Genomic DNA, 14,188 nt, shown 5'->3' on the forward strand with positions numbered 1-14,188 from the left:
GCGCCGGCTGTTCTGAACGTCGCCGATTGCGTCGAGAAGTGTAGTCGGCCGTCATGCGTGCGCCAGCCACAAAAGGTCGGGCACTCTCGCCCCCGTTTTCCCGACGAAATCGGGAATTCTTCCCGATCGGCCTTTCGCGATCAGGCCGCCGCCGTCGGAACCAACGCCTCCACGGTGACGCCGCCATCGCCCGAGGCGACGTGGAGCGTGCCGCCCAACGCCAGAATGCGCTCGCGCATGCCGACGAGACCGAAGCCCAGCTTCTGGCCCGGCTCCATGCCGTGGCCGTTGTCGCTGACGCGCACCCGGGCGCAGCCGCGGCCATCGCTGCCCGGCGACTCCGCCGGCTCGATCACGACATTGATCGAGGTCGCACCGGCATGACGAAACGCGTTGGTGAGCGCCTCCTGCACAACGCGGTAGATGGTGAGATCGGCGGTCTCGCCGACCGGCCCGAGCGCGGGCGAGATCGTGGTTTCGATCGCGACGTCGGGATGCGACTCCCGCCACAGCCGCGACAGCGATTCGAGCGCCTGACCCAGGCCAAGCTCGGCGAGGCCGACCGGCCTCAAGCGCTCCAGCACGCGGCGGGTGAATTGCTGAAGCGCGTTGATCTGCTCCAGCAGGGCGCTGCCGTGTCTTCGCACGGCATCGGCGTTCGGGGCGCGCCCGTCCGCAAGCTTCGCCAGCGCGCTCGCATGTGCGCGCAGCGAGAACAGATACGGCCCGAACTCGTCATGCAGCTCGCGCGCGATCTCTTTGCGCTCGAGGTCCTGAAGCGAGACCGCGCGCTCGGCGAGCCGGCGCTTGTCCTCGACCGCCTCCCCCAGTGTCGCCGCCAGATGATTGAGCTTGGTGCAGATCGCGGCCAGCTCGGGTGCACCGCCCGGCGCCACGCGCGCGTCGTAGCGACCGCTTTCAAGCTCGGCCATGGTTTGCGCCAGGGACTGCAGCGGGGCGAGCGCCCGGCCCACCACCATCATCATTACCAGGAACAGTGCGAGCGCGATGACTGAGCCGACCTCGAGCTGGGTGACGATGGCGTCCCAGATCTCGGCGATCTCGTCAGTGGGATGCGAAGTGATCACCAGCGAGCCGGATTTGCCATGAACCGAGACCGGCACGCTGACCGCGGTCTGCTCGGGATGAACCAGACTGACGAACCAGGCCGGCGGCCCGGGCGTATCGTCATCGGCCGCGGTTCGCGGCGGCGTCAGCGGAATCCCGCCGGAATCGTGAAGCGAGATGCTGACGTGGCGGAGGCGGTTGAGGTCACGCGCGATCTGGTTCAGCCTGGCATCCGGATCGGGGGCGTCGTTGAGATCCGCCACGATCATCTCAATGAATTCGCGCGCGAGCCGGATCACGCTCTGGTCCTCGGCCTGCACGCGCGGCGCCGCCTCCGCCACCTGCCTGGCGATATTGACGGCGAGCCCCAGCGCCAGCAGCAGCGCCAGCAGCAGATTGATGCGCCCGCGCAAGGATAGATTTTGCCACATTGGTATCGTCCGTACCCCGCCAAGCTCTGCTCGTGCCCGTCCGATAGCGTTGACAGACCCGAAGCGCTCGATATCTAATCGAAAGCGTACAGCAATCCTGGCCGGGTTGCATGAGCTGACATGAGACACGCCGTTGTCTTGTTCGGCTCATGCGGCTCACAACAAGCCGAGGCGCTGACGCGGGGAACGCCCATGCGCATTCTGATCGTCGACGATCATCCAATCGTCGCCTCCGGCTGCCGAGCCGTGCTGGCGGACGACGGCGATATCGAGATTCTGGAGGCCGCCGACGCCGAAAGCGGCGAATGCGTCTTCATCGTCGAGCGCCCCGACCTCTGCATCATCGACATCAACCTGCCCACCGTTTCCGGCTTCGAACTCACCCGCCGCATCCTCGAGCGCGCGGCTGATGCCCGTATCATCATGTTCAGCATGAACGACGACCCCGCTTTCGCCGCCCGCGCGATCGAGTGCGGCGCCAAAGGTTATGTTTCCAAGACCGGCGACCCCGATGACCTCGTCGAAGCGATCCGCACGGTGGGCGGCGGCGGCACCTATCTGCCGAGCGCGATCGCACGCCGCATCGCCTTCGCGGGACCAGCGCTGGCGCAGAACCCGTTGTCGAAGCTGAACGCGCGCGAGATGGAGATCTTGCGGCTGCTCAGCGCCGGAAAGAGCCTGTCCGAGATCGCCTGGCTGGTGCAATCCTCCTACAAGACGGTGGCCAACACCTCCTCGATCATGCGCCAGAAGCTCGGAGTCAAGACCTCGGTCGAACTGGTGCGGCTGGCGATCGACAGCGGCATGGCCTGATCTTGCGCCGCACGTGGCGCACCGGCACGAATTCGGTCACATAGGCGTTGCAACAGAGATGTGGTGAGATGCCACGGAGCAAAACGGCATGACCATGCAGACTGTCTCGACCAACACATCCTTTGGCGGCGTGCAGGGCGTCTATCGCCATGCCAGCCAGGCGACCGGAACCGACATGGTGTTCTCGGTCTATGTTCCGCCACATGCGGAGGGCGCCAAGCTGCCCGTGGTCTGGTATCTCTCCGGGCTGACCTGCACGCATGCCAACGTGACCGAGAAGGGCGAATTTCGCCGCGCCTGCGCCGAGCTTGGCTTGATCTTCGTCGCGCCCGACACCAGCCCGCGCGGGCCCGACGTGCCCGGCGATCCCAACAATTCCTATGATTTCGGCTTGGGGGCCGGCTTCTATGTCGACGCCACCGAAGCGCCGTTCGCGCGCAACTATCGGATGTGGAGCTACGTCACCGACGAGCTGCCGAAGCTGGTGGCGGAGAATTTTCCGGTCGATCCCAAACGCCAATCGGTGCTGGGCCATTCGATGGGCGGCCACGGCGCGCTGACGGTGGCGCTACGCAACCCTCACCGCTATCGCGCAGCCAGCGCCTTCGCGCCGATCGTGGCGCCCTCACAGGTGCCGTGGGGCATCAAGGCGCTGACCGGCTATCTCGGGCCCAACCAGGAGGCCTGGCGCAGCCATGACACAGTGGCGCTGATCGAGGACGGCGCGAAATTCTCGGGCTTTCTCGTCGACGTCGGCGATGCCGATAATTATTTGAACGAGCAGCTTCGGCCCGAATTGCTGCAAGCCGCCTGCAGCAAGGCCAACATCCCGCTGACGCTGCGGCGGCAGGCGGGATATGACCACAGCTATTACTTCATCTCGACGTTCATGAGTGATCATCTGCACTGGCATGCGGAGAGATTGAAGGGGTGAGGTTTTGTCCTTCTCCCCTTGTGGGAGAAGGTGGCGCGAAGCGCCGGATGAGGGGTTACCTCCTCGAACTCCACTCTCGAGAGACTCGCACGCGGAGAGAACCCCTCACCCGTCTCGCCGCTGCGCGGCGAGCCACCCTCTCCCACAAGGGGCGAGGGTGCAGCGGCGCACGCGGTGAGAGGCGAGGACTCACGGCCGCCCGTAATTCGGCGCCAGCAATCGGTTGCGGATCAGATAGCTCATGGTGCGGGACCAGGATTCGTCGGTGTTGCCGCGCATGTCGGCGCTGGCAGCTGTGATCAGGTTGCCGGTGTTCACGTCACGCAGGTAGATATTGAGGTTGATGATCAGGTTCGAGACCTTCTGTACCATTCCGGTGATCTCGAGATCGGCGCCCAATTGCGCAGCTAGCTTGAGGTCGCAGCCGCCGCAAACCTGCAAATTGCTGTGACGGGCGGCGTCCCGGACCGGCGCGATATCGAGCAGCTGGAACCTGCCTGAGTCCGCCAGTTCCTTGCGCAGCTGCTCGCTGATCTGCGCGAGCCGCGCCTCCTCCGGTTTTGAGCCGTAGAACTCGCCGGGCAGGCTGGTGTCGATCAGCTCGAAATCGAATACCGCGAGTTTCGGCGGATCGGCCAACGCTGCCGATGGCGTCAACAGCAAAGCGGCGAAGCAAAGCAGCGCTCGCATGATCGTGATTCCAGTCCGCACACACGCGAGGACGAAATGCGGGGTTGCATGCCCTGACAAATCGGTCATGCTTTAGTGGAGACAATTCTCCATCGGCGGTCAAGCCGGGGAGACGTACGGAGGAAGCATGATCCGATGGTTGCCCGGCCTGATCGGCCTGAGTCTGGCGGCGACGCAAGTGCTCGCGGCGGACCCGGTGCAGATCGGCGTCGGCTATCTCGGTGTCGCCGGCACCAGGTCGACGCTGTCGCTGGTCGAGCAGCCCGCCGAGAATGACGGCGTCGCCGGCGCACGCCTCGCGATCGAGGACAACAACACCACCGGTAAATTTCTCAACCAGCGTTTTGCGCTGGAAGAGCGCCGGGTCAAGGAGGGCGAGGATGCGGTCCAGGCCGCGACCGATCTCGCCGCGCATAACGGCTTCATCATTGCCGACTTGCCGGCCGACACGCTGCTGAAGGTCGCCGACGCCCTGCGCGATCGCGGCACGCTGCTGTTCAACGCCGGCGCGATCGACGAGCGGCTGCGCGAGGCCGATTGCCGCGCCAATATCATCCACACCGCACCGACGCGATCGATGCTGGCCGACGCGCTCGGCCAGTATCTGGTGTGGAAGCAGTGGAAGCGCTGGCTGCTCGTGGTCGGCTCGCATGACGCAGACAAACTGTTTGCCGACGCGCTCCGGCGTACCGCAACCCGATTTGGCGCCAAGATCGTGCAGGAGCGCACCTTCGAGGACACCGGCGGCGCGCGGCGCACCGATAGCGGCGTGACGCTGATCCAGCGGCAGATGCCGGTGTTCACCCAGCAGGCCCCCACTTACGACGTATTGGTCGCCGCCGACGAGAGCGAGGTGTTCGGCGCTTACCTGCCCTACCGCACCTGGGATCCGCGCCCCGTCGCGGGCTCGGCCGGCCTGGTGCCGCGCAGCTGGGACGCGGCCCAGGACCAATGGGGCGCAACCCAGATGCAGAACCGCTTCATGAAGCTGAACTTACGGCGGATGACCGCGCTCGACATGCAGGCCTGGACCGCGGTTCGCATGGTCGGCGAAGGCACCTCGCGCACCAATTCCGGGGACGTCAAGAAGGTCACTGAGTTCATCAAGGGACCGGACTTCTCCGTGGCCGCCTTCAAGGGCACAAAGCTGACGCTGCGCGACTGGAACCTCCAGCTCCGCCAACCGATCCTGCTGGTCGATGGCCGCATGGTGGTGTCGGTCTCGCCGCAAGAGGGTTTCTTGCACCAGGTCTCCGAGCTCGACACGCTCGGCTATGACCGTCCGGAGAGCAAATGCAAGCTGAAGTGAGCCAAGCTGAAGTGGGCTATGTGAGATGAGTTCGAGCTGCGACCACAACGACGCTGTGCCCCGTCCCCCGCCTGCGGGGGAGGGTTGGGGAGAGGGTGTCTCCACGAGCGAGAGTCCCCAAGGTGAAAGAGCCCTCTCCCGTATCGCATCTAACGATGCGATACGACCTCCCCCGCAAGCGGGGGAGGTGAAGCCAACCCGCAGCGGAATACTGCGGATGTGGCGTGTTGGATTGCTGTCCGCACTGGCGCTCACGGCACCCCCCGCCCATGCGTTCATCGCCTATGTCTCGAACGAGAAGAGCAACTCGGTGTCGGTGATCGACACCGAGAGCTGGACGGTGACCAAGACGATCAAGGTCGGCCAGCGTCCGCGCGGCATCGAATTCACGCGCGACGGCAAGTTCGTGATGGTCGCGGTCGGCGATGACGACACCATCCAGATGATCGACGCCAGGTCGCAAGCGATCGTCGACACCCTGCCCTCCGGACCCGACCCCGAGCTGTTCACGCAGGATGCAACCGGCAAGACGCTCTATGTCGCCAACGAGAACGACAACACGGTGACGGTGATCGACCTGGACAAGCGCGCCCGCCTCGGCGACATCCAGGTCGGCGTCGAGCCCGAAGGCATGACCGTCAGTCCCGACGGCAAGATTCTGATCAACACGTCGGAAACGACCAACATGGCGCATTTCATCGATACCAATTCGCGCCAGATCGTCGCCAATGTGCTGGTCGATGCGCGCCCGCGCTTCGCCGAGTTCAAGCACGACGCTTCAGAACTCTGGGTGTCGTCCGAGATCGGCGGTACGGTGTCGATCATCGATCCCAAAAAGCACGAGGTGATCGGCAAGGTGACGTTCGACATCCCGGGCCTGCGGCGCGAGGCGATCCAGCCGGTCGGCATCGGCATGACCAAGGACGACAAGACCGCCTTCGTCGCGCTCGGCCCCGCCAACCGCGTCGCGGTGGTTGATACTGCCACGCGCAAGGTGACGAAATATCTGCTGGTCGGCCAGCGGGTCTGGCACATGGCGTTCACGCCGGATGAAAAATACCTGCTGGTGACCAACGGCGTCTCCAACGATGTCTCGGTGATCGAAGTGGCCGCGCAGAAGGTGATCAAGACCATTCAGGTGGGCGAGCTGCCCTGGGGCATCACGATCGCGCCATGACCAGCCCCGCCCCCATCGCCGAGCCACGCGAGACCACACTGAGGCCGGATCCGGCCGCGGTGCCGGCGCTGTCGATCGACGGCGTCAGCCACGCCTACGGACCGCGCCGGGCGCTGATCGACGTCTCCTTCAACGTCCAGCCCGCGAGCTTCACCGCGCTGCTCGGCCTCAATGGCGCCGGCAAGAGCACGCTGTTCTCGCTGATCACGCGCCTGTTCGGCATCCAGACCGGCCGCGTCGGTATTTTCGGCCACGACATCAGCAATAGCCCCGGCGAAGCGTTACGGCTGCTCGGCGTCGTGTTCCAGCCGCGCACGCTCGATCTCGATCTGTCGCTGACGCAGAACCTGCTCTATCACGCCGCCCTGCACGGCATCAGCCGCCGCGAGGCCGCCACACGCGCAGCCGATTTACTCGGCCGCATCGGCCTTGGCGAGCGCGCTGCAAGCAAGGTGCGCGATCTCTCCGGCGGGCAGATGCGGCGGCTGGAGATCGCGCGCGCGCTGTTGCACCAGCCGCGACTGCTGCTGCTGGACGAGCCGACCGTCGGCCTCGATGTCAAGGCGCGCGCCGACATCATCAGCCATGTGCGCCAGCTCGTCACCGAACAAGGCATCGGGGTGCTCTGGGCCACGCATCTGTTCGACGAGATCAATGCGGGCGACGACCTCGTGGTGCTGCACCAGGGCAAGGTGCTGGCCAAGGGCCCGGTCGGCCGCGTCATTGCGGAAGCCGGTGCGCAGGACGTCAACACCGCCTTCATGCGGCTGACGGGCGCGCAGATCATGCCGGGAGGCCCCGCATGAGCAGCATCACCGCCCGTGACACACCGCGCGGATTCTCGTTTGCCGAGTACATGACCTGTCTCACGGGCATCGTCTGGCGCGAGGGCCTGCGCTTCCTGCATCAGCGCGAGCGCTTCGTCTCCGCGCTGGTGCGCCCGCTGGTGTGGCTGTTCATCTTTGCAGCGGGCTTCCGGCAGGTGCTCGGCATCTCCATTATCCCGCCCTACGAGACCTATATTCTCTACGAGGTCTTTATCGCGCCCGGGCTGATGGCGATGATACAGCTCTTCAACGGCATGCAATCCTCGCTCTCGATGGTCTATGACCGCGAGATGGGCAACATGCGCACGCTGCTGGTCAGCCCGCTGCCGCGCGGGTTTCTCCTGTTCTGCAAGCTGCTCGCGGGCACCGCAGTCTCGCTGCTTCAGGTCTATGCATTCCTCCTGATCGCCTGGTTCTGGGACATCACCCCTCCGCCGATCGGCTATCTCACGGTGCTGCCGGCGCTGATCCTGTCAGGGCTGATGCTGGGCTCGCTCGGCATGCTGATCTCCTCCGGCATCAAGCAGCTCGAGAGTTTTGCCGGCGTGATGAACTTCGTGATCTTTCCGATGTTCTTCGCATCCTCCGCGCTCTACCCGCTGTGGCGGGTGCAGGAGGGCAGCCCCTATCTCTATTATGTTTGCGAGGCAAATCCGTTCACCCATGCGGTCGAGATGATCCGGTTTGCGCTCTACGGGCAGGTCAACTGGATCTCGCTCGCGGTGGTCGCGACCTGCACAATCGTGTTCATGACCGGCGCGATTTTCGCCTATGATCCGTCGCGCGGGCTAGCACGGCGCGGGCCTGCCGGAGGCGAAGGATGAAGGTTCGGGCTCTTGCCATTACTGCCCTTGCGGTCGTGGTGTCGGGCACGGCCGCGCGCGCGGCCGATCCGCGCTATCCGGACTGGCCCTGCACGCAGGCCAAGGTGCCGGAGATCTCGCTCGCGGCCGTCTGGGCCGGCCCGGCGCTCGACGACGCCGAGACCCGGTGGAAGGACGACGCGAAAGTCAGCGCGCTGGTCTCAAAGCTGTCGGCGCGAAAAACGCCGCTGGATGACGCCGAGAAGTCGGTGAAAGAATTTCTGGCCAGTTCCGGGTCCGACAAGACCGGGAACGCAAAGCTCTTGTTCGCCGGCCTGTTCGACACGCTCAACGCCCAGCGCTCCCAGGTCATGCGGGGGCTCGAACGGGTCAGTCGCAAGCAGCGTGAGGCCGCGGACAAGATCCGCGACGATACAGTCCAGCTTCAGGCGCTGCAGGACGCAACGCCACGCGACGAGGCCAAGGTCGAGGCGTTCAGCAACCAGTTGATCTGGGAAACCCGCATCTTCGAGGATCGCCGCAAGGTCGTGCGATTCGTCTGCGAGGTTCCCACCGCGATCGACCAGCGCCTGTTTGCGCTCGGACGCGTGATCCAGCAGGAATTGGAATAGCGTCAGCGTTGCTGACGGCTCCGCGGTTCCCGTCCTCGCAATAAAATCCTTAAGCTCTTTGCCGCGCTATCTGCCGGAACCAAATCGATCTAGGATGGCTTGTCGACGTGAAGCTCCAACCCGGGGAGACCTCGATGGGAACAGCAAAATTTATCTTCGCAGGCGCTGCGGCCATCGGCATGCTCGCATCCAGCGCGTTTGCTGACGATATGACCGGAATGGTCACCAGGATCGATCGGCTCAACAACACGATCTCGATCCAGCAGACGCAGAAGGGCACGGTCGGCGGCAGCGCAGGCGGCGCCGGCGCGCTTCAGGAGTACAAGACCAAGGACGCCGCGATGCTCGATACCGTCCATGCCGGCGACAAGGTGAGCTATTCCGCGACCGAAGCCAACGGCACGGGGACGCTGACCAAATTGCAGAAGCAGTAGACACGGCGTCATGGCCGGGCTTGTCCCGGCCATCCACGCCTAACCACGCTCAGGAAGAACGTGGATGCCCGGGACAAGCCCGGGCATGACGGTCTCTCGCTCACTGTTCCGGGCGCGGCTCCGGTTGCGCCTGCTCGGTGGGAAGCTTCGCACGCTCCCAGCCGTCCGTGCCGTCCGGATACCAGGCGACGTTGGCATAGCCGTACGCCAGCGCGCGCTTGGCGGCGTTCCACGACATCCAGCAATCGGCCAGACAATAGATCACCAGCAGCGCGGCCTTGTCGCCGCGTGACGCCCGCGCAAGACCGCGCTGTAAATAGTCGTCCATCGCCGGCGGAAGCGTGCCGTAGCCAGTATCCGGCAGCCAGACGCTGCCCGGAATGTTTTTGCGCGGGGTATCGCGCCAGACAGTGCCTTCGGGAAGGTTCTTCGGCTTGGGCGCGCGCGGCAGCACGTCGATGAACGCGCCACTGCTGGCTCGCCAGATCGCCTCGGCTTCCGCCGTCGTCAGCACGCGCGCGCCTTCCAGCGTCGCCGGCACCGGCGCACGGTAATTGTCGGTGCGAAAACCCTCCGGCTCGAACGGCTCCTGCTGCTGCGCTAATGCCGGCGCCGCCAGCATGACGGCGACGACCGCAGCGGCAAGAGGCCGTCTCATGGCGCCTTCTTGGCCGTCTCCGCGCCGAGCGGCCGGTCGCTCTCGTCCAGTAACGGTACGCCGAAGTCGAGCAGGATCTTGTTGATCTCGCCCTGGTTCTCCTGGATCAGCTTGTTGAGCTGACGTTTCCAATTCTGGTCGGCGGCACGCACGCCCATGCCGATACGATAGACCAGCTTTGGCCCGGTGGTTTCTTTCACCAGCGGCATCACGTGAAGCGAGCCGGCTTTCTTGGCGTAGAAGCCGGCCATCGGTCCCCACAACACGCCGGCATCGATCTTCCCGGCGGAAAGGTCGTCGATCATCGCCTGCGCCGAATTGTCATAGCGGGTGTCGATCATCAGCGGATACGGCTTCGCATCACCCATCAACCCGGCGATCGCCATGTTGGTGGCCGGCGGCGTGCCCGCGATGATGCCGAGATGCTTGCCCTTGAGCCGCGCGTCTTCAAGCGTATCGACATCTTCCAGCCCGCTGCCGACCTTCGCGACCAGCGCGTAGGACGTGCGGTAATAGGGATTGGTCCCCTGCACGAGATCATCGCCTTGCGGAAAGCCCATGATGACGTCGCAGCGGTGCGCGCCCAGCGTCATCCGCACGAAGCCGGTCGCCTGCGGAAAGAACACGTAGTCGAGCTTCCTCTGGAGCTTTTCGGCGAACAGTTCGGCGACCTTGTTTTCGATGCCCTCACCCTTCTCGTTGGAGAACGGCAGGTTGCGCGGATCAGCGCAGACGCGCAGCACCTTTGGATCGACCAGTTCGAATGAGAGATCGCCAGTTTCGTTGGTCTGCGCCGCGGCGACGTCGCCGATCGCACAGGACGCGACCATCAGACATAGTGAAACTAACCAGCGACGATGTCGCCCGGCCTCCGTCATCGCACTTCCTCCTCGTTTCATCCCAATGCTATCCATGCAACGCAGGACGCACCATGTTTTGCCAAACTCTGCGGTGGCTTGTCGTGTGCAGCGCAGAAAACCCCGAACTGAGGCGGAAAAGTGTCTCATCTCGCGTCAACGATTGCTGCCTTGGCCCTGCTGGGCCTCGCCACGTTAGCACGCGCTGCGGCGGCCGAATTGCCTGTGAGCGAAGTCGCGCCGGGAATCTTCGTACACTCCGGGACCATCGCGCTGATGACGCGCGAGAACGAGGGCGACATCGCCAATGTCGGTTTCATCGTCGGCGAGGAGGCGGTCGCCGTGATCGACACCGGCGGCAGCGTTCGCGAGGGCGAGGCGTTGCTGGCGGCGGTGCGGGCCCACACCACCAAGCCGATCCGCTACGTCATCAACACCCACGGACATCCAGACCATGTCTTCGGCAATGCCGCCTTCATCGCCGACAGAACCAGCTTCATCGGCCACAGCAAGCTGCCGCAGGCACTGGCAACGCGCGGGCCTTACTACCTGGACAACTTCAAGCAGATCATGGGTGGCGAATTGATCGATCCCGTGAAGATAGTTCCGCCAACGCTGCTGGTCACGGACACGCTGACGCTCGACCTCGGATCGCGCCGGCTGACCTTGCGGGCGTGGCCGCCGGCGCATAGCGATAACGACCTGACGGTGTTCGACGAGACGACGAAGACGCTGTTCGCGGGTGACCTCGTCTTTCTCCGCCACATTCCGGTGGTGGACGGCAGCATCCGTGGCTGGCTCGCCCTGCTGAAGGAATTGGAGACCATTCCGGCGCAGCTCGTCGTTCCCGGTCACGGACCCGTGAGCGACTGGCCTGCCGCATTGGCCGATGAGCGGCGTTATCTTTCGACGCTGCTGTCCGACGTGCGCGCGCTCAACAAGAAGGGCGAATCGATCCGGGCTGCGGCGGATCAAGCGGGCTCATCCGAGCGTTCCCGTTGGGACCTTTTCGACGACTACAACGCCCGCAACGCAACCGCAGCATTTTCGGAAATTGAATGGGAGTAGCGGACGCGCTACGCTGAAGCTCGAGTGCCGCTTCGCCCGCACGGGATCACACCCATGATGCGACATATGCTCCGCCTGACCTTGATCGCCGCATTTGCCGGCATCGCCCTTGCCGCACCGGCGAGCGCGGAAGAGGCCTATGATCCCTGGCCGGGTCTGGTGCAGGACATTTTCAATAACCGTCCGATGAACGATGGTGCCGGCGTGATCGGCATCGAGATGCCCTATCGCGCCGAGGACGCGGCGATCGTCCCGGTGACCTTGCGCAGCAAGCTCTCGCCGGCCGACAGCCGCCGCATCCGTTCGATCACGCTGGTGATCGACCGCAACCCGGCACCGATGGCGGCGAAGTTCGAGCTTGGAGCAGACGCCAACGTCACCGAAATCTCGACGCGCGTGCGGGTCAACAACTATACCGATGTCCATGCGGTGGCGGAGCTAAGCGACGGCCAGCTCTATGTCTCCAAGACCTATGTAAAAGCCTCCGGCGGCTGCTCGGCACCGGCGGGAAAGAATGCCGAGGAAGCCCGGAATCATCTCGGCCAGATGCGTTATCGGCAATTCGCGCGCGAGGAGGCGCCGGCGAGCCGCGTCCGCGAGGCGCAGATCATGATCGGCCATCCCAACAATTCCGGGCTCCAGATGGACCAGGTCACGCAGCTTTATATTCCCGCCTTCTTCGTCAACCAGCTGAAGCTGACGCAGGACGACAGTCCCGTGCTGTCGATGGAAGGCGGCATCTCCATCTCGGAAGATCCCAATCTGCGCTTCACCTACGTCTCCAACGGCGCCCGGCGTTTTCGCGCCGAGGCCAAGGACACGGACGGCCATGTGTTCCGCAACGAGTGGGATGTTGATAAGCCGGCGACGTGAGGGCGCTGTATTTCCCTCTCCCCTTGTGGGCCTTGTGGGAGAGGGTGGATCGCCGCGCAGCGGCGAGACGGGTGAGGGGTTGCTTCCGCGAGCACACCTCTCACAATCGAAATTGCGGAGAAATACCCCTCATCCGGCGCTTCGCGCCACCTTCTCCCACAGGGGGAGAAGGGAAGGCAGCAGCGCAAGTATCAGAAACACCTGACCTCTGCCTCAGCCTGCGCGCGCCTGAGATCATTCACCGCCGCGTTCGCCTGCTCCGAGGTGCGAAACTGGGCGCCGAGATTGCCGCGGACCTGGGACATGCTGAGCGCGGTTTCCGCGGTGACGTAGCGCTCGTAGGGCACGATCGAGGCGACCACGTCGATCGAGCAGGAACACTGCTCGATGGACTGCCGGCTCTCGCCGTTGGCCTTCATGCAGCCATAGACATATTCGGCGCGCGCCGTCGTCGGATAATCATTGGCTTCATCGGCTCGCGCCGCAGACGCGATTGCGGCGAGCACCGCCAGCGCGGCGACAATCGGTCGTAGCTGTCCGGCCAAATCCATCAGCATCCTCCCGCTGGTTGCGATGGAAGCTATGCTATGCGTATTGTCCTGAAAAGCACTCGCTTCGAGGAAACGGCTCACAAGGTGATGAAACTTCTTGGTCGAACATTGACGCTCGCGATGACGCTGGCGCTGGTTGCACCCGGCCACGCCGCGGATACTATCCGTCTTGCGGTCCAGAAGACCGGAACCTTCTCCTGGGAGCTGGCCACGATCCGCGCGAGCGGTCTCGACAAGGAGGCCGACCTGTCGCTGGAGGTCACCGAGCTCGCGAGTCCCGAGGCCGGCAAGATCGCGCTTCGCGCCGGCAATGCGGATATCATGCTCTCGGACTGGCTCTGGGTATCGCGCGAGCGCGCGCTCGGCGCCAAGCTGACGTTCTATCCCTATTCCAGCGCGCTCGGCGCGGTGATGGTGCCGGCGGCCTCGCCGATCAAGACCCTCGCCGACCTCAAGGGCCGCAAGCTCGGAGTCGGCGGTGGCCCCATCGACAAGAGCTGGCTGCTGCTTCAGGCGCGGATGAAGCAGGACGGCATCGACCTGAAATCGGAGGCGACCATCGCCTATGGTGCGCCGCCCTTGATCGCCGCCAAGGCGGCCGACGGCGAGATGGACGCGAGCCTCAACTTCTGGAATTTCTGCGCGCAATTGGAGGCCAAGGGCTTCCGGCGCCTCGCCGGCATCGAGGACATTCTGCCGAAGCTCGGCGCCAAGGGAGCGGTTTCCGCGGTCGGCTATGTCTTCGACGAGAGCTGGGCGGCGAACCATCGCGACGCGGTGGCGCGCTTCATCGCGATGACCCGCAAGGCCAAGCAGTTGCTCGTCACCTCCGATGCGGCCTGGGACAAGGTCGCGCCGCTGACCGGCACGGCCGACGCCGCCATGCTCAAGACCTATCGCGGCCGTTATCGCGACGGCATCCCGCGCCGGAGCGTCGCCGACGAGGAGGCGGATGCGCGCGTGCTCTATCGGGTGCTGGCCGAAATCGGAGGCCGTGATCTGGTTGGACCGGCGGCCGAGCTCGACCCCGGCACCTTCTATCACGCCGTGACCGGAGACTGAG

Annotated in this window: 16 protein-coding genes; 11 read left to right on the forward strand and 5 right to left on the reverse strand. The window is 64.5% G+C overall.

Features of this window, described 5'->3' with window-relative positions:
* Window positions 1-140 precede the first annotated feature (140 nt).
* The gene (locus AC0L2O_RS11355; protein ID WP_473369775.1) at window positions 141-1,499 is read right to left on the reverse strand and encodes a histidine kinase; all 1,359 of its coding nucleotides are present in this window, start codon (window positions 1,497-1,499) and stop codon (window positions 141-143) included.
* Window positions 1,500-1,691: 192 nt separating this feature from the next.
* On the opposite strand from AC0L2O_RS11355, the gene AC0L2O_RS11360 reads away from it, so the two are divergent.
* Both AC0L2O_RS11360 and fghA read left to right on the forward strand, forming a co-directional pair.
* Window positions 1,692-2,312 carry a response regulator gene (locus AC0L2O_RS11360; protein WP_369722326.1) on the forward strand — a complete coding sequence of 207 codons (621 nt, stop codon included), beginning with the start codon at window positions 1,692-1,694 and terminating at the stop codon, window positions 2,310-2,312.
* Window positions 2,313-2,400: 88 nt separating this feature from the next.
* Window positions 2,401-3,246 (forward strand): S-formylglutathione hydrolase, encoded by an 846-nt coding sequence (fghA, locus tag AC0L2O_RS11365; protein WP_473369776.1) that lies wholly within the window; start codon window positions 2,401-2,403, stop codon window positions 3,244-3,246.
* Between the two features lie 189 nt (window positions 3,247-3,435).
* Here fghA and AC0L2O_RS11370 read toward each other — a convergent pair whose 3' ends face one another.
* Window positions 3,436-4,005, reverse strand: a complete 570-nt coding sequence (locus tag AC0L2O_RS11370) for a DUF3280 domain-containing protein (protein WP_473369777.1) — start codon at window positions 4,003-4,005, stop codon at window positions 3,436-3,438.
* A 58-nt stretch (window positions 4,006-4,063) separates the two neighbouring features.
* Here AC0L2O_RS11370 and AC0L2O_RS11375 point away from each other — a divergent pair, with 58 nt between their 5' ends.
* The 6 genes from AC0L2O_RS11375 to AC0L2O_RS11400 all read left to right on the forward strand — a co-directional run bounded on the left by AC0L2O_RS11375 (window position 4,064) and on the right by AC0L2O_RS11400 (window position 9,118).
* Window positions 4,064-5,245 carry an ABC transporter substrate-binding protein gene (locus AC0L2O_RS11375; RefSeq protein WP_473369778.1) on the forward strand — a complete coding sequence of 394 codons (1,182 nt, stop codon included), beginning with the start codon at window positions 4,064-4,066 and terminating at the stop codon, window positions 5,243-5,245.
* A 217-nt stretch (window positions 5,246-5,462) separates the two neighbouring features.
* The gene (locus AC0L2O_RS11380; RefSeq protein WP_473369779.1) at window positions 5,463-6,422 is read left to right on the forward strand and encodes a YVTN family beta-propeller repeat protein; all 960 of its coding nucleotides are present in this window, start codon (window positions 5,463-5,465) and stop codon (window positions 6,420-6,422) included.
* Window positions 6,419-7,228: an ABC transporter ATP-binding protein gene (locus AC0L2O_RS11385; protein WP_473369780.1), complete on the forward strand. Its 810-nt coding sequence runs from the start codon at window positions 6,419-6,421 to the stop codon at window positions 7,226-7,228. The genes AC0L2O_RS11380 and AC0L2O_RS11385 overlap by 4 nt, the downstream gene beginning before the upstream one ends.
* Window positions 7,225-8,073: an ABC transporter permease gene (locus tag AC0L2O_RS11390; protein WP_473369781.1), complete on the forward strand. Its 849-nt coding sequence runs from the start codon at window positions 7,225-7,227 to the stop codon at window positions 8,071-8,073. The genes AC0L2O_RS11385 and AC0L2O_RS11390 overlap by 4 nt, the downstream gene beginning before the upstream one ends.
* Complete coding sequence (locus AC0L2O_RS11395; RefSeq protein WP_409187774.1) at window positions 8,070-8,684, forward strand: hypothetical protein; 615 nt, start codon at window positions 8,070-8,072, stop codon at window positions 8,682-8,684. Before AC0L2O_RS11390 ends, AC0L2O_RS11395 begins: the two co-directional genes overlap by 4 nt.
* Before the next feature lie 134 nt (window positions 8,685-8,818).
* The gene (locus tag AC0L2O_RS11400) at window positions 8,819-9,118 is read left to right on the forward strand and encodes a copper-binding protein (protein WP_369722318.1); all 300 of its coding nucleotides are present in this window, start codon (window positions 8,819-8,821) and stop codon (window positions 9,116-9,118) included.
* A gap of 100 nt (window positions 9,119-9,218) precedes the next feature.
* Here the strand turns inward: AC0L2O_RS11400 and AC0L2O_RS11405 are convergent, their stop codons facing one another.
* Window positions 9,219-9,776: a PQQ-dependent catabolism-associated CXXCW motif protein gene (locus AC0L2O_RS11405; RefSeq protein ID WP_473369782.1), complete on the reverse strand. Its 558-nt coding sequence runs from the start codon at window positions 9,774-9,776 to the stop codon at window positions 9,219-9,221.
* Complete coding sequence (locus tag AC0L2O_RS11410; protein WP_473369783.1) at window positions 9,773-10,654, reverse strand: substrate-binding domain-containing protein; 882 nt, start codon at window positions 10,652-10,654, stop codon at window positions 9,773-9,775. The genes AC0L2O_RS11405 and AC0L2O_RS11410 overlap by 4 nt, the downstream gene beginning before the upstream one ends.
* Window positions 10,655-10,774: 120 nt before the next feature.
* Between AC0L2O_RS11410 and AC0L2O_RS11415 the strand changes: the two genes are divergently transcribed.
* Together AC0L2O_RS11415 and AC0L2O_RS11420 are read left to right on the forward strand one after the other, a co-directional pair.
* On the forward strand, window positions 10,775-11,701 hold the full coding sequence (locus tag AC0L2O_RS11415; RefSeq protein WP_473369784.1) for a quinoprotein relay system zinc metallohydrolase 2: 927 nt from the start codon (window positions 10,775-10,777) through the stop codon (window positions 11,699-11,701).
* Window positions 11,702-11,755: 54 nt separating this feature from the next.
* A complete protein-coding gene (locus AC0L2O_RS11420) occupies window positions 11,756-12,574 on the forward strand; it encodes a quinoprotein dehydrogenase-associated SoxYZ-like carrier (protein ID WP_473369785.1) in 819 nt (272 codons plus the stop codon).
* Window positions 12,575-12,765: 191 nt separating this feature from the next.
* Here the strand turns inward: AC0L2O_RS11420 and AC0L2O_RS11425 are convergent, their stop codons facing one another.
* Window positions 12,766-13,125: a hypothetical protein gene (locus AC0L2O_RS11425; RefSeq protein ID WP_369722314.1), complete on the reverse strand. Its 360-nt coding sequence runs from the start codon at window positions 13,123-13,125 to the stop codon at window positions 12,766-12,768.
* Window positions 13,126-13,212: 87 nt separating this feature from the next.
* Here AC0L2O_RS11425 and AC0L2O_RS11430 point away from each other — a divergent pair, with 87 nt between their 5' ends.
* Entirely contained in the window at window positions 13,213-14,187 is a 975-nt protein-coding gene (locus AC0L2O_RS11430; protein ID WP_473369903.1) for an ABC transporter substrate-binding protein, read from the forward strand.
* The last annotated feature ends 1 nt before the right edge of the window (window position 14,188 follow it).

The organism is Bradyrhizobium sp. Kon10, assembly GCF_055807395.1.

Coding starts and splice junctions, on each gene's coding strand:
- AC0L2O_RS11355 (WP_473369775.1), bottom strand. CDS start 1,499: ATGTGGCAAAATCTATCCTTGCGCGGGCGCATCAATCTGCTGCTGGCG.
- AC0L2O_RS11360 (WP_369722326.1), top strand. CDS start 1,692: ATGCGCATTCTGATCGTCGACGATCATCCAATCGTCGCCTCCGGCTGC.
- fghA (WP_473369776.1), top strand. CDS start 2,401: ATGACCATGCAGACTGTCTCGACCAACACATCCTTTGGCGGCGTGCAG.
- AC0L2O_RS11370 (WP_473369777.1), bottom strand. CDS start 4,005: ATGACCGATTTGTCAGGGCATGCAACCCCGCATTTCGTCCTCGCGTGT.
- AC0L2O_RS11375 (WP_473369778.1), top strand. CDS start 4,064: ATGATCCGATGGTTGCCCGGCCTGATCGGCCTGAGTCTGGCGGCGACG.
- AC0L2O_RS11380 (WP_473369779.1), top strand. CDS start 5,463: ATGTGGCGTGTTGGATTGCTGTCCGCACTGGCGCTCACGGCACCCCCC.
- AC0L2O_RS11385 (WP_473369780.1), top strand. CDS start 6,419: ATGACCAGCCCCGCCCCCATCGCCGAGCCACGCGAGACCACACTGAGG.
- AC0L2O_RS11390 (WP_473369781.1), top strand. CDS start 7,225: ATGAGCAGCATCACCGCCCGTGACACACCGCGCGGATTCTCGTTTGCC.
- AC0L2O_RS11395 (WP_409187774.1), top strand. CDS start 8,070: ATGAAGGTTCGGGCTCTTGCCATTACTGCCCTTGCGGTCGTGGTGTCG.
- AC0L2O_RS11400 (WP_369722318.1), top strand. CDS start 8,819: ATGGGAACAGCAAAATTTATCTTCGCAGGCGCTGCGGCCATCGGCATG.
- AC0L2O_RS11405 (WP_473369782.1), bottom strand. CDS start 9,776: ATGAGACGGCCTCTTGCCGCTGCGGTCGTCGCCGTCATGCTGGCGGCG.
- AC0L2O_RS11410 (WP_473369783.1), bottom strand. CDS start 10,654: ATGACGGAGGCCGGGCGACATCGTCGCTGGTTAGTTTCACTATGTCTG.
- AC0L2O_RS11420 (WP_473369785.1), top strand. CDS start 11,756: ATGATGCGACATATGCTCCGCCTGACCTTGATCGCCGCATTTGCCGGC.
- AC0L2O_RS11425 (WP_369722314.1), bottom strand. CDS start 13,125: ATGGATTTGGCCGGACAGCTACGACCGATTGTCGCCGCGCTGGCGGTG.
- AC0L2O_RS11430 (WP_473369903.1), top strand. CDS start 13,213: ATGAAACTTCTTGGTCGAACATTGACGCTCGCGATGACGCTGGCGCTG.